The organism is Micromonospora sp. WMMD998, from assembly GCF_029581235.1.
In the GTDB taxonomy this organism is placed as follows: domain Bacteria; phylum Actinomycetota; class Actinomycetes; order Mycobacteriales; family Micromonosporaceae; genus Micromonospora.
Genome location: NZ_CP120740.1, coordinates 2,702,990 through 2,727,275 on the forward strand (window position 1 = coordinate 2,702,990; position 24,286 = coordinate 2,727,275).

Annotated in this window: 17 protein-coding genes and 1 pseudogene; 10 read left to right on the forward strand and 8 right to left on the reverse strand. The window is 66.0% G+C overall.

Features of this window, described 5'->3' with window-relative positions; all coding sequences use genetic code 11:
- Positions 1 to 22 precede the first annotated feature (22 nt).
- The 3 genes from O7619_RS12790 to O7619_RS12800 all read left to right on the forward strand — a co-directional run bounded on the left by O7619_RS12790 (position 23) and on the right by O7619_RS12800 (position 3,583).
- The gene (locus tag O7619_RS12790; protein WP_348774378.1) at positions 23 to 1,243 is read left to right on the forward strand and encodes a DUF262 domain-containing protein; all 1,221 of its coding nucleotides are present in this window, start codon (positions 23 to 25) and stop codon (positions 1,241 to 1,243) included.
- The gene (locus O7619_RS12795) at positions 1,240 to 2,655 is read left to right on the forward strand and encodes an AAA family ATPase (protein WP_282287871.1); all 1,416 of its coding nucleotides are present in this window, start codon (positions 1,240 to 1,242) and stop codon (positions 2,653 to 2,655) included. Before O7619_RS12790 ends, O7619_RS12795 begins: the two co-directional genes overlap by 4 nt.
- Positions 2,656 to 2,935: 280 nt before the next feature.
- Positions 2,936 to 3,583: a transposase gene (locus tag O7619_RS12800; RefSeq protein ID WP_282287872.1), complete on the forward strand. Its 648-nt coding sequence runs from the start codon at positions 2,936 to 2,938 to the stop codon at positions 3,581 to 3,583.
- Here the strand turns inward: O7619_RS12800 and O7619_RS12805 are convergent.
- Complete coding sequence (locus tag O7619_RS12805) at positions 3,477 to 4,709, reverse strand: IS701 family transposase (RefSeq protein WP_282287874.1); 1,233 nt, start codon at positions 4,707 to 4,709, stop codon at positions 3,477 to 3,479. The two genes, O7619_RS12800 and O7619_RS12805, sit on opposite strands and share 107 nt — an antisense overlap.
- 1,014 nt (positions 4,710 to 5,723) lie before the next feature.
- Here O7619_RS12805 and O7619_RS12810 point away from each other — a divergent pair.
- The 5 genes from O7619_RS12810 to O7619_RS12830 all read left to right on the forward strand — a co-directional run bounded on the left by O7619_RS12810 (position 5,724) and on the right by O7619_RS12830 (position 14,049).
- Positions 5,724 to 11,906, forward strand: a complete 6,183-nt coding sequence (locus tag O7619_RS12810) for an RHS repeat-associated core domain-containing protein (RefSeq protein ID WP_282287875.1) — start codon at positions 5,724 to 5,726, stop codon at positions 11,904 to 11,906.
- Between the two features lies 1 nt (position 11,907).
- Entirely contained in the window at positions 11,908 to 12,480 is a 573-nt protein-coding gene (locus O7619_RS12815) for a hypothetical protein (RefSeq protein ID WP_282287877.1), read from the forward strand.
- 55 nt (positions 12,481 to 12,535) lie between these two features.
- Positions 12,536 to 12,964 (forward strand): hypothetical protein, encoded by a 429-nt coding sequence (locus O7619_RS12820; RefSeq protein ID WP_282287879.1) that lies wholly within the window; start codon positions 12,536 to 12,538, stop codon positions 12,962 to 12,964.
- A gap of 402 nt (positions 12,965 to 13,366) precedes the next feature.
- Complete coding sequence (locus O7619_RS12825) at positions 13,367 to 13,771, forward strand: VOC family protein (protein ID WP_282287881.1); 405 nt, start codon at positions 13,367 to 13,369, stop codon at positions 13,769 to 13,771.
- Positions 13,768 to 14,049: a helix-turn-helix domain-containing protein gene (locus O7619_RS12830; RefSeq protein WP_282287883.1), complete on the forward strand. Its 282-nt coding sequence runs from the start codon at positions 13,768 to 13,770 to the stop codon at positions 14,047 to 14,049. The genes O7619_RS12825 and O7619_RS12830 overlap by 4 nt, the downstream gene beginning before the upstream one ends.
- Before the next feature lie 332 nt (positions 14,050 to 14,381).
- Here the strand turns inward: O7619_RS12830 and O7619_RS12835 are convergent, their stop codons facing one another.
- Positions 14,382 to 15,041: a nucleoside monophosphate kinase gene (locus O7619_RS12835; protein WP_282288809.1), complete on the reverse strand. Its 660-nt coding sequence runs from the start codon at positions 15,039 to 15,041 to the stop codon at positions 14,382 to 14,384.
- 935 nt (positions 15,042 to 15,976) lie between these two features.
- Positions 15,977 to 16,693 carry a DinB family protein gene (locus O7619_RS12840; protein WP_281938949.1) on the reverse strand — a complete coding sequence of 239 codons (717 nt, stop codon included), beginning with the start codon at positions 16,691 to 16,693 and terminating at the stop codon, positions 15,977 to 15,979.
- 248 nt (positions 16,694 to 16,941) lie between these two features.
- Between O7619_RS12840 and O7619_RS12845 the strand changes: the two genes are divergently transcribed.
- Complete coding sequence (locus O7619_RS12845; protein ID WP_282287885.1) at positions 16,942 to 18,471, forward strand: hypothetical protein; 1,530 nt, start codon at positions 16,942 to 16,944, stop codon at positions 18,469 to 18,471.
- Between the two features lie 114 nt (positions 18,472 to 18,585).
- Here the strand turns inward: O7619_RS12845 and O7619_RS12850 are convergent, their stop codons facing one another.
- From O7619_RS12850 to O7619_RS12865, 4 genes and pseudogenes are all read right to left on the reverse strand, one after another.
- Positions 18,586 to 19,584, reverse strand: coding sequence for a hypothetical protein (locus O7619_RS12850; protein ID WP_282287887.1), 999 nt, complete (start codon positions 19,582 to 19,584; stop codon positions 18,586 to 18,588).
- A gap of 146 nt (positions 19,585 to 19,730) precedes the next feature.
- Complete coding sequence (locus O7619_RS12855; protein ID WP_107162202.1) at positions 19,731 to 19,967, reverse strand: hypothetical protein; 237 nt, start codon at positions 19,965 to 19,967, stop codon at positions 19,731 to 19,733.
- Between the two features lie 484 nt (positions 19,968 to 20,451).
- Positions 20,452 to 20,700 (reverse strand): annotated as a pseudogene (locus tag O7619_RS12860) (tyrosine-type recombinase/integrase); the annotation flags it as partial.
- A gap of 388 nt (positions 20,701 to 21,088) precedes the next feature.
- The gene (locus tag O7619_RS12865) at positions 21,089 to 21,838 is read right to left on the reverse strand and encodes an XRE family transcriptional regulator (RefSeq protein WP_282287889.1); all 750 of its coding nucleotides are present in this window, start codon (positions 21,836 to 21,838) and stop codon (positions 21,089 to 21,091) included.
- A gap of 343 nt (positions 21,839 to 22,181) precedes the next feature.
- Here O7619_RS12865 and O7619_RS12870 point away from each other — a divergent pair, with 343 nt between their 5' ends.
- Entirely contained in the window at positions 22,182 to 23,348 is a 1,167-nt protein-coding gene (locus O7619_RS12870) for a helix-turn-helix domain-containing protein (RefSeq protein ID WP_282288810.1), read from the forward strand.
- A 201-nt stretch (positions 23,349 to 23,549) separates the two neighbouring features.
- Here O7619_RS12870 and O7619_RS12875 read toward each other — a convergent pair whose 3' ends face one another.
- On the reverse strand, positions 23,550 to 24,242 hold the full coding sequence (locus O7619_RS12875; RefSeq protein ID WP_282287891.1) for a DUF998 domain-containing protein: 693 nt from the start codon (positions 24,240 to 24,242) through the stop codon (positions 23,550 to 23,552).
- Positions 24,243 to 24,286 lie beyond the last annotated feature (44 nt).

Here is a 24,286-nt window from a genome sequence, read left to right on the forward strand (position 1 = left end):
CGGCGAGATGAGGCGGTCCGCCATGGCGTCACCTAGGGCCCTAGGCTCTCCGGCCCAACCTCGTGTTGTAACCGTCCGCGATCTGCTACGAGACCTCAACGACGGCAAGCTGTCCATCGAACTGGACCGGACCGGCGCTCCGGAGTGGCCTGAGCACCGGAAGCGACGGCTGCTGGACTCGGTCATGCGGGGCTGGCCAATCGGCCCTGTCTACGTGGCTGCCGGTACCGATCAACGCCGCACAGTTGTAGACGGCGGACAACGGCTGTCGGTGCTACGGGACTTTGTAGCTGGCAAGCTCGACGTCGATGGTCGTATGGCCCCACGCGACGATCTACTCCGTGAGGCCGATGGGAGCCTGTACGGCGAGTTGCCGGCCGGTCTCCGCGTTGCGATTGACGATTACCCGCTCGTTGTCATTGAGTTTGAAGGACTCACCGCGAGTGAGCTTCGGCCTGCCCTTGTCCGCCTTAACGATGCCGACCGTCTCTCCCCGGCTCAGCGTAAGGTTGTGGAGTCGGGCGCCTTCGGGGAGCAGGTCCGCCAGCTCGTATTAGCTGCGGCCGATTGGGGACTTACTAGCGACCGCATTGGCTTTTCGAATGCTGCCCTCGCATACGAGGACGTGATCGCTAGGGTGATGCTATCTGCTCAGTGTCGTGACGTGCGAGCCGCAGCCAGCGACTCCCCCTTTTCGGTCGAGTGGTTCAAGGATGCTCGGCCGGTGCCGGAGACCGTGTACCAAGAGGTCAGTGAGGCGTTGCGGAATTTTCTCTCCCTTCCTGCGCTGGACGAACCTGCCGTGCGGTTTGCAAAGGCGACGCTCGTTTCGTGGCTGCTGCTCCTGCTGCACGCTAAGCGGCGATTCGGATCGACTATCGAACATTACGTCGGTTACCTCATGGAGTGGTTTGAGCCTCAACGCCGCCGGCTGGCTGCTGGAATCGAGCTTGATAGCGAGGCGCCCCTCAGAGGCGCATTAGCGCACCTGCCGGCGGTGGAAGTGCTTGGCATATTCAACGAGCGCGCCGCGGTCGAAGCACTGACTGTCGGATCTATTACGGTGCGCGACACAATATTGTGGCTATTCCTGGTAGGAGTTGGAGGGGCGCCTAACGCGACAGCACCGCCCGCCCCTCTTGTATTGGCTCTAGCTGAAGAACTGTCACTACCTAGGGCTCGGGACCTCGATTTGTTGCTTACCCGGGCCGCGGCCGACCGAGAGTGGGGGCGCTGGGAGTGAGGCTGGCAGAGATTCGACGCCACTACGAACAGCTTCGAAGTGGCGAGGACTTGTTTCCGTTGGAAACGGTGTCTATTGATGGACACTCCTATCTCGGATCGGTGCTAGCCCGGATGGCTCCTGGTGTCACGGTACTTTGCGGAATCAGCGGAGTTGGCAAGAGTCAGTTCCTGAGTGTGCTTGCCGCACACCTGCAGGGTCGCGGGACTGCAGGTGTAGCCGTCGCTGCGATGGGAAACGATGTACGAGGTCGGGTCGAATCTGCGCGAGAAGGCGGCCAGGTTGAGCTAAATCAAACCACCGTCCGCTGCCTATACGTCGATACGGCATACGAATGTTACGACACAATTCGGCAAGTTCGGCAGACAGAGGGCCTTGAGGAAAAGCGCGCCGCCGCCGACGTCACGCCCCTTCGGGCGGACTGGACTAACCGCCTTCGGTACATCCTCGGCCGTGACTATGAGCAAGTCTCGTTCCAAGAACTCGAGCGAGAGAGCGCTGAGCCGACGGACTCGCCCACCTGGCATTACTATGAGCTTAGATATCAGGGTGTCGAATACGGACCAGACCAAATGAGCCTGGGTGAGCTGGCGGCCTCCGTCGTCCTACGTGCCCTTCGTAGTTCCCAAAAAGGCGACATTATTCTCCTCGATGAACCGGAGAACTTCCTTTCCCCTCGTGCCAGACAGGGCCTGCTCGATGTGATCGTCGAGCAGGCGGTCACCAAGAAGCTCTCGGTGATTGTCGCATCCCATTCCGCCGAGATTGTAAAGCGGCTACCTGGCAGCTCGATGCGCACAATTGAGAGGGGGTCCACTGGCGCCGTTATCTCCAACGCTTCTGCGGCATCGCAAGTTATCCGTGCGATCGGCCTCGAGGTACGGCCCGATGTACTCCTAATCGTAGAGGACGACTTCGCGGGAAAGCTTCTCAAGGCAATCCTGGCAAGGGTAATACCTCCACTTCACCGTGAAGTGGAGGTCGTCGCGGTTTGGGGCGAGGGGGAAGTGGCACGCGCGGCCGAGGTTCTCTGGCGCTGCAACCTTGGAGTTCGCGCGCTTGGTGTCCTTGACGGGGACCGCCGAGACGCTCCGCAATGCCAGCATGACTACCTCACCTTCCTTCCAGGTGGCACCGGTCCAGAAGATCTTGTCCTTCAAGCCATCACGGAGTCGTTACCTGAGGCCGCCCTGGCTATAGGGGTACCGATGGAGGAGTTGGGCAAGGCACTGCGGGCTGCAGAGGGTGCAGACCCTCACGATCGTCCCGAAGTAGTGGCTCAGGTCATCGGTGTGCAGGTCTCCGATCTGATCAGCTACGGAGCACGATGGCTTCTTGAATCCCCGGAACATGAGACGCACCTCGCGACAATGCGACAGCGCATTGATGCCTTTTTGGTGGGCGTAGCGTAGCCGAGGCATTGGTCTTGACTGGAGGCTTTGCAGAGGGAGTGCGCCCCCTCTGCCTCGCCCCTTGTAGCCCATCGTCCACAGACTCGGAGTCGACAAGCAAGCGAGGGCAGCCCTCCCAGTCACCCTCCGCCACGTCGACCAGGCCACAGGAATCCAACCGCTCCGCCGAGCCCGTGCGGAACGATCCCACCTTGGTGGCCGGGACTGCGTAAGTTTCCGTGTTTGACCTGGGTGTGGTCCGTTGGACAGGACGTTGATCCTGTCCAGGAAGGACCACGTCATGGCAGACAAGAAGAAGGCGGTTCAGCTTCCGCAGCCGACGGCGGCGGAGGTGGAGTTCGCGCAGCAGTTGGTCGAGCGGGCGAAGGCCGACGGAGTCTCGTTGGTCGGCCCGGGTGGCCTCCTCGCGGGGATCACCCGCACGGTCCTGGAGTCAGCGCTCGACGCCGAACTGGATGCCCATCTAGACGAGGCTGGTGTCGATGAGGAGTCGGGCCGGCGGGCCAACATCCGTAACGGTCACGGGGCGAAGACGGTGCAGACCGAGGTGGGGCCGGTGCGGATCCAGGTTCCGCGGGATCGGGCCGGGTCGTTCACGCCCCGGATCGTGCCGAAGCATGTCCGCCGGTTGGACGGGTTCAACGAGGCGATCCTGTCGCTGTATGCCAAAGGGTTGACCACCGGGGAGATTTCCGCGCATCTGGCGGACGTGTATGACGCCGACGTGTCCCGGGAGTTGATCAGCCGGGTCACCGACAGCGTCCTGGAGGAGATGGAAGCCTGGCGGCAGCGGCCCCTCGATCGCATCTATTACTCCAACGTCACTTCGCCTGTCTGCGCTGGTAGTGGGATCGGCGGGCGCGGGCTTGGGATGTTCGCCGCCAGATCGACCAGTGCAGGATGTGCTCCGGCGGTAGCGCCACGGTGAGGACGAAGGCGTTGAGGAGTCGACGGATCTCGGCGACGGTCAAAGCGATGATCTCCAGATCATCGTCGGGCTGCTGGATCGTGAGGATGGTCAGGACGGCCAGGGCGAGCATGGCCAGGGTGATGAACCGGTGCCAGCCGGTCCAGCCGCGGACCTGGTAGTGGTCCAGGCCGACCTGGCCTTTGCCGGTCTGGAACAACTCCTCGATGCTCCAGCGGGAACCGGCCACTCGCACGAGGGTGTGCAGCGGCACCGGCCGGGGTGACCAGCACAGGTAGAAGGCCAGCGCGCTGGTGGTGCGATTGCGGCGGATGAGCAGCCATCGATGCTCACCCCGTCTGGTGGCGGTGGTGACCCACGCCCACAGGTAGTCGCGGGGACCTTTCGCTCCCGGCCCGCAGCTGTGCTGCTGCCACTCGCGGGTGGGGATCCGCTCGGCGAGGTCGTCAACGCGGATGAGGGTGCGGCCGTCGTTGACGGCAACGCGCCGGTCGCAGCCGACAGCCAGGACGTAGCCGATCCCGCGGTGTTCCAGGTCGGCGCGTAGGCCGGGGTCGGCGCCGTAGACCTCGTCGCCGGTCACCCACCCGAATGGGACACCGGCGTCGAGCGCGGCGCTGATCATCTGCCGGGCCAGGGCCGGCTTCGTGGCGAACTCGACGTCGTCCGGGACGCCGGCGGCGGTGAGACGCTCGGGCCGCTCGCACCAGGTTGTCTCGGGTAGGTAGAGCCGGCGGTCGATCAACGCCCGCCCGTGCGGGGTGACATAGGCCAGGAACACTCCGACCTGGCTGTTCTCGACACGTCCGGCGGTGCCGGTGTACTGCCGCTGCACCCCGACTGAGCACACGCCCTTCTTCAGGAAGCCGGTCTCGTCGGTGGCCAGCACCGCGTCAGGGTGGCCAAGCTGCTCGACCAGCCAGGACCGCACGTCGTCGCGGACGGCGTCAACGTCCCACACCGCCGTGCGCAGCAGCCGCTGCATCGCCTGTGGATCGGCGTGACCGGCGCGTTCCGCCAACGACCAGCAGGTCTTGCGTTCCACGCCCGACAGCAGCCCTTCGACGAACTGCCCGGCCGTCCGGCGCGGCTCCGCCCGCACGAACCGGTCAGCGACACGCGTCACCGCCTCGTCGAGGGCGACCCGCCACCGATCAAGGTCTACGCTGTGGCACGCGGCCACTGCACGATCTTCGGTTGTCCTCACAAACCATCGATGATCAACGCGGTGGCCGTCTTCACGCCCGCGCCACGCCCAACGCCAAAGCCAAGTGACGTTGGAGTACTAGCCGAGATTAGGGGAGCGGGATGGGAGCAGACGGGCGCACTGAACGGCGTTGAACAGCGTCCAACGGCCCTGAACGGCATCCAACTACACCCACCACGACCTGCAAGTTCGCGTTCCCGCAGGTCAGAGTCGGTGCAGCGTCCTGCTTCACACGGAGTGCTCCGCGGTTTTGAGCAGCAGTCGACAGCGCTCTATGTCCCCTGGCAGGGGAGTGTGCGCAGGTCACGGCGGTAAGGAGCCACTGGAGGGGGCCGGCCTTGCACGTGGGTGCAGATTGGGTGCAGTTTGGCGAAGTGGTCACCGCGCCCGAGGTGCTCACCGACACCGGGCAGAGCCGAGGGCTTTGACCTGTGGTGATGTGGGCGAGCGGTCCGGCGTGACCTCCCAGAGAACACCGAAGTGGTCAGGTATCGCTGCTCCCCGCCTTCGCTGGCGTCAGCTGTCGTGCCGGGCTTGCCAGCTTGGTTGGGGGGTCTCGTCGCATCGACGTAGGGACTGAGCTTGTCGCATTCGCCGTCGGTGCTGGTCCCGCCGGCTGAGCCCCGGATCCCCCGGCTAGCAGTTGGTGGGCATGCCTCCTCAGCGGTGACCTCTTCGGCATGCAAGAAGTCGGGAATGCGCCTGTTGCAAGGCGCGGCACGCTGCGTTGCGACGGAGTCCGATTGGCGGAGATAGATACTCCTTCGCGCTAACCAGTTGTGATCATCCATTGACTGGCGGTTCGGTGGCGGCTACTTTTCGCTCACTCTTGATCGTGGGGACGGGGGATTGGGCGTGGACCAAGAGTTTCGTTCGTCGCGGGTAATTGCAGCGACCAGGTGGGTGCTGTGTCGGGGTGCGTTGGCTGCGTCGGTGTTGTTGGCGGTGACGTTATTGCCGTTCGTGCCGGCATACGCTGCGCCATCGCCCGGTGGTATGGCGGCAAGGGATCGCTCGGTTCGGGTGTCCCGTGTGGCGCCCCGCAAGCCGGTGGCGTCGCAGTCCAGCGAGCAGCAGTGGAAGCCCTCGCCTGGCCGCTTCGCGTCCGGCGGTTCGCTGGATCTGGAGGTAGCTGCTGCGGCGTCTGCTACTGGGCGTCGGGTCGATGTGGGCGGTCTGCCGGTTTCGGTGACGGCGGACGGGTCTGCGCCAGCTCCGCGTGGCGTGCACGTGCAGGTGTTCGATCAGGGTCAGGCGCGTAGGGCGCGAGCGGCGGCAGTGGTGCGGATCGCGGCCCGAGACACGATGACCGCTCAGACCCGGAGCCGGGTGGAGATCGACTACTCGGGGTTGACGGGGTTGTACGGTTCGGCGTGGGCCTCACGGGGCTTGAATCTGGTGTCGTTGCAGGGCTGTGTGACGGATGCGGCGGGGAAGTTGTCGTGTCGACGTGCAACGCCACTGCCGACGCGTAACGATCGCGCAGGGCAGGTGGTGTCCGCAGCGGTTGAGATACCAACGCGCAGTGCGTTGGGCCCGGAGTCGCCGCAGACGCAGCCGTTGGATGGGGCGATGGTGGCTTTGGTGGCGGGAGCTGCGGGTCAGACCGGCACGTTCCTCAAGACATCGTTGAGCGCCTCGGCCAGCTGGACCGCTGGGAGCCAGTCAGGTGACTTCTCCTGGTCGTATGACATGGATGTACCTGAGTCTGCGGGTGATTTGAATCCTGAGATCGCCTTGAGCTACTCCTCAGGACGCGTCGATGGGCAAACCAACGGCGAAAACACGCAGACGTCGTGGATCGGCGAGGGTTGGGACTACCATCCCGGATACATTGAGCGGTCGTACCGTACGTGCAAGGACGACCTGGCGAATGCACCGGCCTACACGAACGCCTCAGGTGACCTGTGCTGGCGTGACTACAACGCCACCTTGATGTTGGACGGCAAGTCCACCGAGTTGATACTCGACGACGCGACGCAGACGTGGCGGTTGGCCGACGACGATGGCTCCAAGATCGAGTACTTGAAGGGTGGGACCAGCACCACCCGGAACTGGAGCAACGAGCGGTGGCGCCTGACTACGCCTGATGGCACCCGATACACGTTCGGCGCGAACTGGGTCGACAGCCGGGAGACGTTCTCCGTCCAAGGTGTGCCGGTCTTCTCGAACCACTCCAGCGATCCTTGCTATAAGACGGGTGGTTTCGCCGGGTCGTGGTGTGCGATGGGCTACCGGTGGAACCTCGATCTCGAAGAGGACACGAACGGCAATGTCATGTCGTACTTCTACTCCAAGGAGTACAACAAGACTTCACTGGCAGGCAACACCAGTACCTTGACCACCTATGACCGGGCAGCGACGTTGTCACGGATCGAGTACGGCTCTCGCGGCTTCCCGCAGCCCACCACTGCGCCCCTGCAGGTGGTCTTCACTCCAGGTCCGCGCTGCCTGTCGTCGTGCGGCACGGAGGCGAGCCCGACGATTGCGAATTGGCCGGAAACTCCGTGGGACCTCGACTGCCCCGCCGCTCCATGCGCCGTGTCCGGCCCCACCTTCTGGTCGGCGCGGCGGCTGCAGAGCGTTACCGCACAGGTCCTGCGAGGCGGCACACACATCAATGTGGATACTTGGACGCTGACTCACCTGCTGCCTTCGACGGGTGAGACCCAAGCGTTGACGTCACCCGCGTTGTGGTTGGACAAGATCAGTCACACCGGAGGAGACGGCACTACCACCTCGTCGCTCCCTGACATCACCTTCGGCGGTAACCGGTACGCCAACCGTACCGACCACAACGTGAACGCTGGCGTTCCAGTCACGAACAAGTACCGCATCACCGCCGTCAACGATGAAACCGGCAGCCAGACTCTCGTGACCTACGAGGGCTCGGACTGCACTGTCACCGCTGTTCCCGCCGATTCGGCCCAGAACGGCAAACGCTGCTTCCCTCAGTACTACAGCCCGCCGGACAATGTCGGCGGCTGGTCCTGGTGGAACAAGTATCGCGTCAAGCAGGTAGTCGAACGCGACAACGTCGGCGGATCGCCCGACGTGACTACCACCTACGCCTACGCCACTACCGCGGTTGTCGGCTCGGTGACCGTCGGCTCGGCAAATAACGTGCTCTGGCATCACAACGACAATGCTTGGGCCCTGCCGTTGGAGAAGCGTAGTTGGTCGGAATTCCGTGGTTGGCCCATCGTCACGGTCACCCGGGGTGCCAGCTCGGAGACCCAGTCGCAGTCGATGTACGTGTACTTCCGCGGCATGAACGGCGACCGCACTGACGCCGGCGAGAGGACACGAACGGCAGCGGTGGTGGCCTCGGACAACTACTCGCTAACCGACTTCAATTCCTACGCCGGGCTACTGCGCGAACGTATCGACTTCGCTACCCCTGGCGGTCAACCCCTGTACCGGCAGATCTACGGACCGTGGCAGGGCCAGACCGCCAAGCGCGTCGAGCCGCCGGCCTACGCCCAGCCGACCACGTTTGAAGCGTTCTTCGCCCAACAGCGAGTCTTCCAGACCCATGAGTGGATCGCCGCCACCGGTACGTGGCGCAGCTCCGAGGTGTTTCACCGGTTCGATGCGACCTACGGCACTCCCACCAGCACCACCGACAACGGTGTCATGTCAGTGGCCGGGGACGAAACCTGCACCACCTACACGTACGCCCGTAACACCGTCTCAGGCTTTTGGCTGACCGAACTGCCCGCCGAGGAAATCACCACCGACTGCACCGCCAACCCGGCACCCGCGAACGTCCTCGCCGGATCCCGCACCTACTACGACGGCACGACGGCGCTAGGCGCCGCCCCCACCAAGGGGCTGGAGACCCGCGTTGACGAGTTGGCGTCGTACACCTCCACCACCCCAAACTGGATCACCACCGAGGCCACCACATACGACGCACACGGCCGTGTGAAGACCAGCAAGGACGGCCTCAACCGCACCACCACCTTCGACTACGTGCCCGTCACCGGCAGCCCCGTGACTGGCGTGACCGAGACCAACCCCGCCGGACACACCACCACCGACACCCTCGACCTCCGAGGCCAGCCCACCTCATCGGTCGACGCGAACACCAAAACCACTGTCGCCCGGTACGACCCCCTCGGCCGCCTCACCAAACTCTGGCTACCAGGCCGCCCCACCTCGCAGACGCCGAACACCGAGTACGCCTACAGCGTCACCAAGACCGCACCCACCACCGTGCAGACCAAGACGCTCGGCCCCAACGGCAACCAAATCAGCTCATACGAGATCTACGACGGTCACCTGCGGCCAAGGCAGACCCAGACCACCGCGCCCGACGGCAAGCGCGTCATCGGCGACACCCGCTACAACACCCGTGGCCTCGAAGTAGCTGAGTCGGCGTTCTACAACAACGCCTCCGCACCAACCGGCACGCTGTACAACTTCGCCGACGCCGACGTCAGCACCCAACGCCGCTATACCTACGACGGCCTGGAGCGCCCCACCGTCGACGCCCTCTGGGCTCAAAACGTCAAGAAGTGGGAGACGCTCGCCGCATACGACGGCAACCGTGTTGACCTCACGCCACCTGCCGGCGGCACCCCCGTCACGCTGATCAACGACGCGCAGGGAAACATCACTGCCAAACGCCAGTACCAGGGCGCCAGCCCCAGCGGTACATTCGACGAGACAAGCTACGGATATGACTTACTCGACCGGCTGACCTCGGTCACCGACGCCGCCGGCAACACCTGGACTCACGCCTACGACCGGCTCGACCGGCTGGTGGCCAGCACTGACCCTGACGCCGGCAACTCGTCCTACACCTACGATGACGCCGACCAACTCACCACCACCACCGACGGCCGCGGTGAGGTCCTCTTCCGCGCATACGACCCCCTCGGCCGCCCCAGCGAACTGCGCGACGACAGCGCCACCGGAAACCTGCGCGCCAGCTGGACCTACGACACACTCGCCAAGGGCTACCTCACCTCCGCCACCCGCCACGACACCTCTGGCTCCTACACCCAACAGGTCACCGGCTACACCGACCTATATCAGCCCACAGGTCAGAGCGTCCTCATCCCCGCCAGCCAAGGCGCCCTCGCCGGCACCTACACCACCGGCTACGGCTACCACGCCGACGGATCACTGGCCACGACAGACCTGCCCGCCAAGGGCGGCCTTCCGACAGAGACCGTCACCAACACCTACACCGACCAGGGCTACGTCACCGGCGTCACCGGCCTCGCCACCTACCTCGCCAGCACCCAGTACTACTGGCACGGCGCCGTCAAACAACAAGTCCTCGGCTCCGGCGCCAAGCGCGCCCGCTTCACCACCACCATCGACGACGCCACCGGCCGGCTCACTGCCCTCCTGGCCGAAACAGAGAATCAGATCACCCCTGACAACTGGGATGAGAAACTCACCGAGCAGTACAGATACGACGCCGCCGGCAATGTCACTAGCATCGCCGAAACCAATGCCAGCGCCGTCGTGGCCAATCAGTGCTTCGGCTACGACTACCTCCAACGCCTCACCGAGGCATGGACGACCAGCGCCGCAACCTGCCAAAGCACTCCAAGCCAAGCCATCATCGGCGGCGCCGACTCCTACTGGAGCAGCTACACCTACGACAAGACCGGCAACCGCACCACCGACACTCGCCACGCCACCGGCGGCGACATCACTCGCACCTACGCCTATCCCAACCCAGCGAGCAACCGTCCGCACGCTCTAACCAGCATCACGACCAACGGCGGCGAGCCCACTACGACCTACACCTACGACACTGGCGGCTACCTCAAGACCCGGACCGCCACCGGCAAGCCCAATCAAACGCTCACCTTCGACGCCGAAGGTGACCTCACCCACCTCGCCAACGGTGCCACAACTCACACCTACGTCTACGACGCCGCAGGCAACCGACTCATTGCCGACAACCCCGGCGCAGACAAGACCCTCTACCTCGACGACACCGAATACCACCTCAACCACACCACCGGGCAGGTCACCGGAACCCGGTACTACCCCAACGCCGTCCGCACGCCTGCCGGCCTCACCTGGACCGCCGCCAATCCCCACGGCACCAATCAACTCGCCATCAACAGTTCCAACCTCGCCACTACTCGCCGACGCCTCACCCCGTTCGGCGAAGACCGCGGAGCGCCCCCTAGCACGTGGCCAGACAAAAAGGGCTTCGTCGGGGGGACAACCGACCCGACCGGCTATACACACCTCGGCGCACGTGAGTACGACCCGAACACCGGACGGTTCCTCTCTGTCGACCCCCTTGCCGACTATGGCGACCCGCAAACTCTCCACGGATACGCCTACAGCAACAACAGCCCGATCACCTACTCAGACTCCGACGGACTCATGAGAACAGCTCGCGATGTCGGGGGAGGCGGCTCCGTCGGCGGGGGAGGCCGCGGCGGTGCTCGCATCCCGACCTATCGCGGACCCAACGGTGGCGCCACCAGTGCGCGAGCCGCTGCCCGCTACGCCAGAACCCCGCGTATGAACCCTCGTCAAGAAGCTCGCGAAATGCGGGCGATCAAGGATCATATTCGGTCGAACCCGAACAAAAATAGGACGTCGACTCCCTCGAGGAAGTACAAGCCTTCGGGTGGACGAAATGGCGCGAAGGGTAATAGCAAGGGCAAGACCTCCCGCAAGGGTGGAGGCACCAGCAAGGGAACCAAGAGCAGTAGGAGCAAGGGTGGTTCCGGCAAAAGCAAGGGCAAGGGTAAAAGCGGTGGGTCCAGACCCTCCAGCAAGGGTGCGAAGAGCAAGCCCAATGGGCAACGCAAACCTAGCGGGGGCCGGGGTAACAAGGACGGACGGCAGGATGTGCCGGAGCCGGCCGCAGAAGGACCGGCCCGTGTGGAGCGGGACAAGAACACCGTTGGTGACGGTCTGGATGCGATGCCGGGCGACGTCGCCGCAGGACTGAACAAGATCACCGAAGCGGCCCGGATCAAACCTGGCTCTGCCGGGACGGCGGCGACCCCCAAAACCGGCCCGGGCATCGTCCCCGGGCCACAGTCCACCGTTGACCTCGGTATTGCCAGCCTGCTCGCACTCGCGATCGCGGTAGGTCGCGTGATCAGCAAGTTGCGAGGACCGTAACGTGGATGACGTGATCGATGGTGAGCAGTCACCAACTGCCGACCCAGCGTTCCGGACGCTGGAGGCGCGGATGCTGCTGGCGGAGTTCCAGGGCGACGAGAGGCGGTGGCGGCGGCTCTCCGCAGAGATGGAGAGCGAGAAGTACGGGCTTGATGTCATGCAGGCTGCGTTCCATCTCGCCGTGCTGCGACGCTTCAGCGGCAGTGTGGAGCTTCGCGACGTCACCAGGTTCGTCCGAGAGTTCAACGCCGCCGCCCCGGAGAAGGCGCGAGTGCCACCTCGTGAGGCGGAAGCGGCGATTCGCATCTCGCTTGGTGAGGAGCACCTTGCCGAGTCCATGGGCGGAAAGGTGCTGGGCAGCACTCGGTATGCTCTGCTCTTCGCGCTGGTCGACGATCTAGGCCTGGACGACGATGAGATCATCGGACTGCTGAGGTCGGCGGAGGACGTGATTCTTACCGGCAGGCAGATCGGATTGTTCGGGTCGCTGGCCGGCGAGTGGTCGACGGTGCCGCGTACGGATGGGGACAGGATGCACTGGCGGTGGAGGCGGGGTGGCAGTGAAGGCGGGTAGGAAGCGTCGCCGCGCGGTTACCGGGCGGGAAGCACCATCCGGGCCAGCCACCTTGATGGGCCAGCTCCTGCGCGGGCTGGCGCTGCGTCAGTCCGAGGAAGTCGAGCGGGCTCGACGGGCGATGCACGAGCCCGGCGGTTCGGTCGACTCGATGGCGGTCATCGATGCGGCGTTCGAGCTCGCGGTGAGGCGTCGGTTCGTGCCGGGTGCTGATGTGCGGGAGATCGCCTCGTTCGTCGCGGACGTGAGGGTGGGTTTCGGGCCGACCATCGATGTGCTCGCGATGGAGGCGTTGATTCGGCAGGCGCTCGGCGAGGAGACCCACGTGGGTGATCTGAGCGCCAAGACCGTGATCGAGTTGAAGTGCGCCACCCTCGTGGCTGTGCATGATGTCTTGTCGTGGAGTGAAGCGGATGTCGACCAGCTGCTGGCTGAGGTGGAGGCGCTGGCGAAGACGAAGGGCTTCAATCCCGCGATCGGCTAGGGCGTGACCTGAGATTCCGTAGTGGTCGATCGCGACCCTGCGCAACGCCGCGTAGGATGGTGCCTTGTCAGGTCCATGTGGTTGCGCAGCGCTCCGAGGGAGCCTGTCGAGGGTCGCGGTCTTCCTCGACATCGCCGGCAACCGGTGGGACCTCCTCGGATCCGCGTGACGTCGCCGTAGTTGCCAGTCGAGGCGCCCAGGTCAGACGTCCTGATTTTGCCGCCGAGCGCCCGGCGCACGCTACGCGTGGGAACGCCAGTGCCGGCGCACCTGCGGGCGCTCGTAGCTTGATGAGAGGGCGCCCCGAATAGTACCCACTGCCATGGCTGGTCGCCGGTTTCCGGTGTCAACCGGTGGTGGGCGGTCCTTGACGGGTCACTTTCAATTTGCAAGTATGCCGCCATGAGCCTGTTCATCACCTGCCCGGTCGAGAGCGTGGAGCGCGCGACGGCCTTCTACACCTCCCTCGGCTGGACGCTCAACGCCGAGATGTCGGATCACAACGTGTCGTGCTTCGCGATCGCGCCCGCGCAGTACGTCATGCTCGGCAGCCGTGAGATGTACGCGAGCGTCGGCGGCGTCGAGGACATGGTCGGCGGACCGGACACTCCCTCCAAGGTGACCGTCTCGTTCGATCTTGGCAGCCGCGAGGCGGTCGACGCGCTCGTCGAGCGGGCCGGCGCCGCCGGCGGACGGATCGGCGACACCGACGACTACCCCTTCATGTACCAGCGTCAGTTCGATGACCTCGATGGCTACCACTACTCACCGTTCTGGATGAAGCCGAGCACCGACCTGGCCGGATGAGCGACCTTGCCGCGGCACTCGACATCGTCGGCAGCCGCTGGGCACTGCTCATCGTGGAGCGGCTGCTTGACGGACCGCAGCGCTACGGCGACCTGCAACGCGACCTCGGAGCGCCGACGAACATGCTCGCGACCCGCCTGCGCGAGCTCGAGGCGGCCGGCGTGCTGTCCCGTCTTCCACTTCGGCACAACACACGTGCATACGCGCTGACGGAGCGCGGGCTCGCACTACGAGAGGCAATCGTCGCGCTCGGACGCTGGGGCGCCGAAGGGGAGTAACCCGGCCCCATCGGCCAGGTCAACGCCGAGCCATCACCTGGCGGCCACGTCGAGGCCTGGCGCGCACCATCCGCTCATGCCGCAACAGTCGGCTGGGTGGGTGATCGGTCGCGGGCCGGTGCAGCTGGCCGCCGTGGAGGAGCGGCAGGCCGTCTCGCGCTTCGAGCTCTACGCGGCGTGGTTGGGCGAGTTGCCATCGCAGCGACGCACAGCGACCTGGTAGTGGCTTCGGCCGGCCGTCGGCTCCTCGACCGAGGTCGTGACCACACTGTCGACCGCCCTGATGCCGTCGTGCCCGGACGGGAGCATCGAGCGGGGCTGAACAGCGCTGGTCATGCGAGTGCTTGGTCGGTGATCTCGGCCGGGGTAAGGGTGGCGTCGGTGGAGGTCAGCTTGCCCAACGCGCGGTAGTGGTTGAGTGTGACTTCGGCGGTAGATCGATAGGACTGCAGGCCCGCGGTGATCCGGTTGGGGTGGTCGTCGACGCGTTGGAACAGTTCGCCCCCGCAGCGCTCGCAGACTTCGGGGGGTGTGGGGGCGGTGATCTCGGTCTGCCAGGGTTTGCCGCAGGCGTGGCATGTGCGGCGGCCGGCCAGGCGGTGTAGAACCTCGGTGTCGGGCAGGACGAGGTCGATTGCCCGGTCGAGGGGTGTGCTGAGGTCGGATAACAGGGCGTCGAGCGCCTCCGCGGTGACGACGTGGTTGGGGAAACCGTCGAGGACAAAGCCGCCGACGACGTCAGGTTGGGTGAGGCGGCCGCGGATCATGGCCAGAAGCACTCGGACGGGCACGAGTTCACCGGCGTCCATATGTTGCCGGGCCTGAAGCCAGCGGGGTGTCCGCCCGAATCTCGGCCTGGACGATGTCCGCCAGACTGATGGAGGGAACGCCGAGACGCGCCGCGATGGCGTTGGCGACGGCCTCACGGCCGCAGCCAGGTGGTCCGAGGACAGCCGTGCGCACCCGCGCAGCCTATCGGTGCAGGGGTGCATAGCCACGGGAGCCAGACGGTCCGTACGGGCGTGCTACCTGCGGGACAGGAGGTGCCCGCTGATCAGTTGCCGCCGTTCCCGGAGCCCGAGATTAGGGGAGCAGGATGGGAGCAGGCGGGTGCACCGAACTGCGTTGAGCAGGGCTCAACGGCATCGAACAGCATCCAACTGCACCCACCACAAGCTGCACGTTTTCGTTTCCGCAGTTCAGAGTCGCTGCGGCGTCCTACTTCACACAACTGCACTCAACGGCAGTAAACAGCAGTCAACGGTACTCTATGTCGCCTGGTAGGGGAGTGTCCGCAGCTCAACGCGGTAAGGATCCTGTGGCTGTTCATGCCTTGCAGGTGGGTGCAGATTGGGTGCAGCGTGGCGAAGTGGTCACCGTGTCCGAAGTGCTCCTGGCTTTGGGCGGAGAGGGGCGCCGTGAACTGCGACGATGCTGGAAAGCGAGTGGCAGTGAACTCCCAGAGAGGACCGAAGAGGTCAGCCATCGCTGCTCCCAGCCTGGCCGGTCCTGGCTGTCGTGTTGGAGGCCGCTGACGCGGGTCAAGACGACCTTGTTGCATCGACGTACGGCTCTGGGATGGGCCGTTCTGCTGTCGGTGTGGATCCCGGCACCCGAGACTCGAATCCCACCAGCGAACCTCTGGCCAGGGTTTGTTGCTCGGAGACCTCTTCGGCGTGCCCGAAAGCTTCAGTACCCGTGGCTCGAGTTCGCAGGCCGGCGACGTCCGCTCATGCCGAAGAGCGCGCGTTCGGCCCCCGACAGATCTCGCCGACCCTCCACGGCCGCACGCCCGGAGAACATGTAAGCCAGAGCCGCCTGATACTCCAGAAGTGCCGCGTCCAGCTCCGGGGGCAGCAGCTCGGCAGCGCGCAGACAATCAGCGATACCCGCATGGGCAAGAGGTCGGGTCGACGGCCGGCCCTACTCAGCGGTCCTGTGCCGAAATCAGGTCGAGGTCGCGGACGCAGAAGCCGTGGTGCTCGAACGTCTCGTTGAGCACCGTGCGGAGGCACTGCCGCACCGAGCGGCCCCGGGCGTACGGCGGCCAGACATCGTCGTCGGGCACCGGCGCTCGCGCGGCTAGTTGTACAGCGGTGACCTTGTCGAGCCAGGCCTCCAGCTCGGCGGTCTGTGCGTCACGCACGCTTACTATCTCGTTCAGGGCCGGGTCGGACGAGAGGTCAAGCCCGTGCGCTCCGCTGTAGGGCTCGACGCTCGTCCCGATGCCCATCGGCGTGAACAGCTGTGTCGAGCCCAGGCAGCAGCGGCGGAACCACGAGTCGTGGACGAAGACTAGGTGGCGCAAGGTCTGTACCGCTGACCACTCGTCGTTCACGCTGCGGCGCTCGATGCCGGGCGTCTGGCGGATCCGCTTGATCGTGGCGGCCCAGCCGGTATGGAGCTGACGTGCTGCCTCGCGCAGGTCGGCAGGGTCCTCGGATCGGATCAGCGCCCGTACCGGATGACGCCGGTCGAGCTCTGCTTCGACGTACTGCGTGACTTCGACACCGTTCACCACGAGGTTGGTGACCAGCCCGTCGATCACGACGTCTTGCATGACGACACCGATCAGCCGCGCCCCGGTCAGGTCACACTCGCGGAACTCTGCACCGTGCAGATCCTCGTCGACATATCGCGTCATGCGCCACACATTAGGGCCGCACACCGACAAGCCAGCCTCGGCTCGGCTGCACTCCGTGATCTCCCCACCAACTGTACGGCGGCCAATGGCGAGCCATGACGCATCGTGACGCACATCCGAGGCGGCCGGATGCACGCTCATGCCGCGATGCGCTCGTCGCGGGAGGGTAACCGGATCGCCGGTGCCCGCCTCCGGACATGCCGATAGGTGGATACCTTGACGAGAAGCGCGGGCGTAACGTGCAGTCGATGATCGGTGATGCCTGGTTGGATCGGTGTTCGTCTCCTTCGCCCCTGCTGCGAGGGCTGGCGAGGAACCCGGCAGCGCCGGTCAACGTGCTGTTGCGGCTGGTGGATTCGTGGCCGGAGCAGGTGTGCGACGGGCTACGCCGCCGCCGTGAGCTGCCGCCGCCGGTGCGGGATGCGATGCTGCACCATCCCTCGCCCAGGATCCGCGGAGCGCTGGCTGCCCATCCGCAAGTCGACGCCCTGGCGCGCGCCAAGCTGCTGGCCGACCCGGCGTGGCGGGTGAGAATGCGCGCGTTCGGCCGACCCGGTCAGGAGCCGCTGCCTGACGACGTGCTGGTCAGGTTGTTGACCGAGCTCGACGGCCCGCCCTCCGACATGCCGTTCAGCCGAGAGGAATTGATCGGCGAGTTGTTCGAAGCGACCAGGTATGACCGGCGTCTGTTCCGGCTGGCCGCCGCGCACCCCCGGCCGGGTGTGCGCCGGTTCGCGGCCGGTTCCTTGTACTGGCTGGACGAGCGCTCGCGCCAAGCGCTGCTGGAGGATGAGGTGCCCGACGTACGGGCGGCCGCCGTGGCGTCCGTCGCGTACCGGCAGCGGGTGATGGAGCCTGCGGATCTGCCGGATCAGCACTGTCACGCATTCTGGGACGTGCTGCAACGTCCACTGTCCCGGGCGCTGACCGATCAGGTGCTGGCCAGCGGCGACACGGCTGCGCTGCGGGTGATGGGCGAGAACCCGAGCGTTCCGCCGGACGTGGTCGAAACGCTGCTGCGCCACCCCGACCCGTCGGTCCGGCAGGGAGTCACCGGTCGCGTCGACCTGACCGGCGACCAGCTCGTCAGGCTCGCCACCGACTCAGCGGTCGAGGTCCGCACCGCTGTCTCCACCCATCCCGGCCTCACCGAGCAGCAGCGGGCCGGCATCGACATCGACGTGACCACTGTGCCGGGCGATGGCCACTTCGGCTCCGCGGACGTCCGCTGCCGTTGGGTCCCGTATCCCGACGATGCCGCGCAGAAGATCACCGACGCGCTGCGGTGGGCCCGTTCGGTCAGTCCGCTGCTGCGACGACGAGCGGCCCGCAACGCCGAGTTGCCGGCGGACATCGTCACCATGCTCGCCGACGACCCCGACCTGGGCGTAAGGGTCCTGCTCGCCCAGCACCACCCGGCCGCGCCGCCGGCGTTGCTGCTGCGCTGCTACCTGGAGTACCACTGCTGCGGCCGGGACCGGCTCAGCGAGCTGCCACAGTTCCCCACCGAGGGACTGGCCCGCTTCGCCGACAACCCAGACCCGGCGGTACGACGGCTCGTCGCCCTCGACCCGGACGCCGACCCCGAACTCGTCGACCGACTCAGCACCGACCCGGACGCCGCCGTGCGGCAGGCGATGGCAGGCAGCCCACGCCTTCCGGCACCGCGGGTCACCGCGCTTCTCGACGATCCCGAACTGGCCGAGGCCGCCGCGGCCAACCCGGCCCTGACGGTCGATCACCTACAACACATCCTGGACAGCGCCACCGAGGGTTAGCACCAGACCACGGAGACGGCGGTCCTGGCCGCGAACCACACGCTCATGCCGCTGGCCGCACGCCCGATCAGCGTTCGCTCGTCCCGACGATCGGAGCTGATGGCTCGGCTGCTTTCAGTCCTCGAGTGGATCCCAGTGGTTGCTGTAGCGCAGCAGTGATTGGGCCAGGTCGGGGTGAGCGGCCGCCCACACGGTGTCGAACAGGAACCACTGCTGGTACCCGAATGACTGGCCACAGTGCATGGTGACCTGCGCGAGGTGTTTCTCGACCTTGATGCGCGATGCGTCGGGGCGTCGGCCGTCGACGTAGCGGCCCGTTGTGAGAAGCGCCATGGCTTCGCCGTGGGCGGCGCCGTGCTCCTTGGGCAGGTTGGGCCACGGTTCGGCGTTGAGGTTGAAGCCGGGCCATCTGTTACACCGGTCCAGCGCCGGGGTGATGGCGTCTTCTTCGGGCGCGACGAGCGCTCGCAGGACCAGCAGCTCGGGTGGCCATGCTGCACCGCTGTCGGGGTCCGCGGTCCGGAGATGTCCGGCCAGTTCCCACAACCCGACCCCCGGGAATACCAGCGGCATGGAGCGGGCGAGGCTTTCGCCGTCGTAGAACGTGAGGAACACCGCGTACGTGCTGGCGTCACCGCTGCTGGCGGGCGTAACGACTGTCACTGGCACATCGGCGACGAACGACGTCAACTCACCTTCCCCAGCAGGCAACGGCCACGACTGGAACAGGTATGCCAACCGGTCGGGGGCGGCCGCGACCACCTCGTCATCGAGGAAGAAATAGGCCAGTTCCACCTCGTCGTCATCGGTCCGTACCCGAAGACTGTGATCGTCGAGGCGGATGAAGCCCTCGTCACCCTCGACGTACAAGTGCTCATGCAGGAGCTCGCGCAGCTCGCTGGTCGTTGCCGGCCGAGACAGGCCGTGCTTCCGAGCCGCCTCGAAGACCGAATCGAGGCCGTAGACGTCACCGCCCAGCTCGCTCTCGACCCAGGACTCCGGATCGTCGCAGTCCCAGCCTCGCCGGAACCAATTCAGCACGGTCTCGTCCGGCAGCCGCCGGACCCGCTTGCTCAACTGGCCCTCGTAGTGGGAGCGATACACGAAATGCACGGCATGACGGTACTGCAGCCGGTCACGCAGATGTCGACGGCCGGAGCCACTCGTCTGCCGCGGACCGTGCCGCGCAGTGTCACGATTGCGTGCGTCAGGTGCCGTCCGGTCGCGCCGATGACAGGGCGGGGGGATCGCCGATTGCGCTACGGATTGGCGGTCTGCCGGATGAACGACAAGACCCTCGGCAGGACGTAACAGAACTCGCCGCCACCCCACGAGTCCACGAGGCCACCGGCTCGTTCCATCGCGTCCCAAAATGGCTCAGTCGAGCGGATGATGTCCTCTGCAGTAGCCGGATCGATGTCGATGGCAGCGCAGACAGCCGCCGTCAGTTCCGCGCGAGATTCGGCGGGCATGTCCTGCAACGGATCATGAGGCATCCGCAGAAGCTACCTCAGGTGAGGTGCACGCTCATGCCGCTGATAAGGCGTGGCATTCCTGAGCACGTCCGGTTGACGAGCGGGCCGTGGGAGCGGGTCGGGAGCGACTGAGCCTCACGGTCGCTGGCCGGGCGCCGACGCCAGCCAAGGCCGCTCGGGTAAGCGGCCCCGATCTCTGACGAACGACCTGTAGGACGCCGTTCCAGCCTGGCTGCAGCAACCCGGTCACGGGCCCGGGATCGGGGGAGCGGGTTGGGAGCAACAGGGTGCACTGAACGGCCCTCAACCGCACGGAACGGCATCTGGCTGCACGCAACTGCACCCACCCCTGCCTGTGGCTTCTCGTTTCCGCTGGTCAGAGTGGGTGCGGCGTCCTGCTTCACACCGAAGAGGTCACTGGTTCGATCCCAGTATCGCCCACGCAGGTCAAAGGCCACTTCCTGGCTTCGGGAGGTGGCCTTTCTGCTTGCGTACAGCAGTTCCGTCAGCGGCCGAGTGAGTCACCGAGGCGTTTGAGTCCGTCTCTGGTCGCCTTCGTCGATACCTGCGTGTAGATCTCCATCGTCACGGAGAAGCGGGCGTGCCTCAGCACCTGCATGGCGACTCTGGGGTGGACGTCGAGGTCGGCCAGGAGCGTGGCGCAGGTGCGCCTCGCGTCGTGGACAGTGATCGGCTTGACGTTGGCCTTCTCGCATCTCGTCTACCAAGAGCACTGGAAGTTACGCGGCTCGATATCGCTGAACGGACCGGTGCACTCGGTGAGGCTGAAGCGGCGATGCCCATCCGTGGGATGAACGGTCACGGCGACAACGCTCTCGTCTTCGAATCGCAGCGTGAAGACGGGGTCGAGTTCGCACAGGAATGCAAAAGCCTCTCGGTCCTGGTCGCTCTCGCTGACCAGGCGACCGTCGGCCTCCCAGCCGCCGGTGACGGCGGCAATCACGATGGCCACCTCGACGCTGCCGAGCAGGTGGAGGAGTTCGCCCACCAGCCCAGCCAGCACCGGCCCTCGAAGCGGTCCATGCCGTCATCTTTGCAGGGTGAGGCCCGGCCAGCCGCCGGCCGGGTGGGAGAACTCTCCTCATAAGCGAGCGGTCGATGGCTCGTGGGATAGCAGCGGGTTACGTCGCCGGTGTGTTGTAGCGGTCAAGTGTCGCCTTGGACGTTGAGGCGTCGCGGAAGACGAGTTCCCACGGGCCGGTATTGACGTCCATGTCCTTGCCGAAGCCGATCCACTTTCCGGCCATCCGTCGGCCGGTCGGTTCGGCGATGAGTTGGATCGCCCCGTGGTATCGGGCACCCCGGTAGTAGCCGGTGGGGTCGGTCTGCTCGACCCAGGTGCCGGTGACGACGGCACCTTCCACGGTCAGGTCCAGCGAGAGAGACGATGACGCCGAGCCGGGAAGGCTACGGGCTGTGAGCCGATCGCCGTGCTGGAGCAGCACCACGAAGTGTTGTCCGGCGAAGGAGTCTCCCCGGCCGCTGGAGTAGAACTGGTAGCGGCTGAGCCACACGCCTTCGTACGACCGGCCGGCCGTGGTGGGCTTGGACGTCGGTGTCGGCGTGGCCAGGCTGGACACGGGAGAGGTCAGGTCGTGGCCGCCGTGGTCGTCGTCGGTGACATTCCCGCCGGGCACTGCGGCGAAGCCGAGCAGTGAGATGGGTAGCCCGGTGACCACCTCCAGGGCGCGGGCATAGACGGGGCGGGGCGCGGCGATCGCGCCGGACTCCCATCGCTGGACGAGTCTCTTGTTGGCGTCGTTGGGCTCGCCGACGCGGTGGCCGGCGGCCTGGAGCGCGCGAGCGAAGTCGTCCTGGCTCATACGCATTCCGGTACGGACGGCCCGTAGGGCGGTGTTGGGGGCGGCCATGACTGCCACAATAGTCACGTGTCGCCTTAATGTCGCCGGCTAAGTGGCCTGATTGTCGACTCTTGTGCCGTCGCGGCAGGTGACATCCCGACGTCACTGTGGATCTGCGACGGTCGGGGTGCCGCCGCTTTCACTGGCGGAGGTGTGGGGATGCCGGGTAAGGGCGACGAGTCGGCTACGAGTCGGGGCGAGCAGATTCAGGCGGCTGAGCGGGAGGCGGCGAAGCGGCGGCTTCTCGCTCAGGCGGAGGCGGATCGGATTCCGGTGGAGGAGACCACCCGGGCGGTGCCGGATCGGCGGTGGCGTCGTGGGCAGCGTTGAGCTGTTGCCGGTCGGTCGGCGGGTGGCGTATTGGCGGGGTCGGCGGAGGTTGTCGCAGCAGGTGTTCGCTGATCGGCTCGGGAAGTCGAAGAGCTGGGTGGACAAGGTCGAGCGGGGCGTGCGGCGGTTGGACAAGCTGTCGACGCTTCAGGAGATCGCCCGTGTGCTCCGTATCGACACGGCCGCGCTTGTGGGCCAAGACGCCGCGCCGATGCAGGTGACGGGTCGGGTTGAGGGCGTCGAGCGGATCCGGGTGGCGCTGTCGCGCTACGAGATCCCGTTGGGGAAGTCGGCGGGTCGCCGTCCGGTGGTGCCGGTGGATCGGATGGTGCGGGATGTGGGGTACGCGTGGACGACGTTCCAGCACGCCCGCTATCCACAGTTGGTCGATCTGGTGCCGGATCTGCTTACCGATGCGCAGCGCACCGATGCTGTGGCTGCGGTGGCGGGTCGGGTGCCGCTGGTCGAGGTGTACCGGGTCACCGCTGCTCTGTTGGTCAAGCTCGGCGATGCCGAGCTGGCGTGGCTGGCGGTGGATCGGGCGATGCTCGCCGCCACCGGCGACCGGGTCCTGGTGGCTGCCGCGGCCGTGCAGCTCGGGCAGGTGTTGCGGGCGCTCGGGCGGGCGCGGGAGGCGAAGTCGGTGATGCTCGCCGCCGCGTACCGCATCGCCCCACCCGTGATCGAGTTCGGGACGCCGGTGGAGTTGTCCCTGTGCGGGACCCTGCTCGTCCAGGCCGGACTGGCGGCGGCGCAGGGCGGGAACGAGTCCGCCGCCGGCGAGCTGCTCGACGAGGCTGCCGGTATGGCGGAGCAGGTCGGTGACGGGTGCGACCATCACCGCACCGGGTTCGGGCCGACCGCCGTCGACCTGGCCCGCGCCGCCGTGGCCGTGGAGAACGGCGACACCGGCGAGGCGCTCGCCTGGCACGAGAAGGCCACCGCGCGGTCCGGCTGGCGGTGGCTGCCCGCCGAACACCGCGCCGCGCACCTGCTCACCGTCGCCCGCGCCCACCTGCACGCCGGGGATCCGGGCAACGCCGCTCGCGCGCTGACGGAGGCCGAGCGCACCGCACCCGCCGAGATCACCCACCGGCCTGTCGCCCGGGACATCCTCGCCGAGATCGCCCTCGACCCCCGCGCCCCGACCACGATCGCGAAACTCGCCACCACGCTCGGGGTCGGCTGAGCAGCTACCCCCGGATGTCGCCGAGGAGTTTGTGCGCGATCCGCACCGTCCGGCTGATTTCGACGAAGGACTGACTCCAGGGCCAGCCCTTCGTCGTCTCTTGTGGTCGGGATGCGGAACCTCGCGTGCACTGATTTGGCTGGACTGCCCGTGGGTGACCGGGTGGTCCGGAGGTCTGTCGCGGATCTGGATCGTGGCTGTCTATGCGTTGCCCGTCGTCGACCGTCGATTGCCCTTCCAGATGGACCTGCCGGCGCAGATGAAGCCGACCAGGATGGGATAGACCGCGCAGCGTTCGACCAGGCCGATCAGGCTGGCCGATGAGCCGGCGACGGCCATGAAGCCGACCAGCGAGAGAAGACCGAAGACCCCGAGGGCGACCATGGCTCGGCCGGTGGTGGTATCGATTCCGGCCTGTCGATGCGCGCGCCCGAGCATGATGATCAGTACGTTGCCGCTGATGATGCTGGCCAGGGCGCCCACCGAGTGGAAGTCGATGGCACCGCTGTCGGGCGTCTCGCCGGTGCCGTGGAAGAAGGCCAGCAGCACGCCGCCGGCCGCGATCAGGAAGGCGAGGGTGCGTACTGCCCAGCCGCGTGGGCCGTGCAGGCCGGTGAGCATGGCGGTGCCGGCGAACAGGACGATCCCGAACAGGAAGAATCCGGTGTTCATGACCCACGCCAGCGGCGAGTACATGAGTTGCCCGAACCCCTGCGTGGGGCCGTGCACGCCGAGGTTGCTGATGTAGTCGTAGGTGTAGCTGTAGGGCGGATGCGTCCACGCGGCGGCGGCGATGAACTCCGCGACGAAGAAGACCAGTCCTCCGGCGATGAGCGCGACCCCGGCCGCGGAGCGTTGCCTCTGCTGAGCGTCCACCTGGGCGTTTGCGTTCACGGTTCCTTCTCTCCCGGCATCTCGCCGCGCGTGTTGATACCGCC

Bases quoted from the DNA above. Each gene is read 5' to 3' on its own strand.
- O7619_RS12790 (WP_348774378.1), top strand. From the start codon at position 23: ATGGCGTCACCTAGGGCCCTAGGCTCTCCGGCCCAACCTCGTGTTGTA.
- O7619_RS12830 (WP_282287883.1), top strand. From the start codon at position 13,768: ATGAGCGACCTTGCCGCGGCACTCGACATCGTCGGCAGCCGCTGGGCA.
- O7619_RS12845 (WP_282287885.1), top strand. From the start codon at position 16,942: ATGATCGGTGATGCCTGGTTGGATCGGTGTTCGTCTCCTTCGCCCCTG.
- O7619_RS12820 (WP_282287879.1), top strand. From the start codon at position 12,536: ATGGGCCAGCTCCTGCGCGGGCTGGCGCTGCGTCAGTCCGAGGAAGTC.
- O7619_RS12825 (WP_282287881.1), top strand. From the start codon at position 13,367: ATGAGCCTGTTCATCACCTGCCCGGTCGAGAGCGTGGAGCGCGCGACG.
- O7619_RS12865 (WP_282287889.1), bottom strand. From the start codon at position 21,838: ATGGCCGCCCCCAACACCGCCCTACGGGCCGTCCGTACCGGAATGCGT.
- O7619_RS12835 (WP_282288809.1), bottom strand. From the start codon at position 15,041: ATGCACCCCTGCACCGATAGGCTGCGCGGGTGCGCACGGCTGTCCTCG.
- O7619_RS12840 (WP_281938949.1), bottom strand. From the start codon at position 16,693: ATGACGCGATATGTCGACGAGGATCTGCACGGTGCAGAGTTCCGCGAG.
- O7619_RS12855 (WP_107162202.1), bottom strand. From the start codon at position 19,967: ATGCCTCATGATCCGTTGCAGGACATGCCCGCCGAATCTCGCGCGGAA.
- O7619_RS12800 (WP_282287872.1), top strand. From the start codon at position 2,936: ATGGCAGACAAGAAGAAGGCGGTTCAGCTTCCGCAGCCGACGGCGGCG.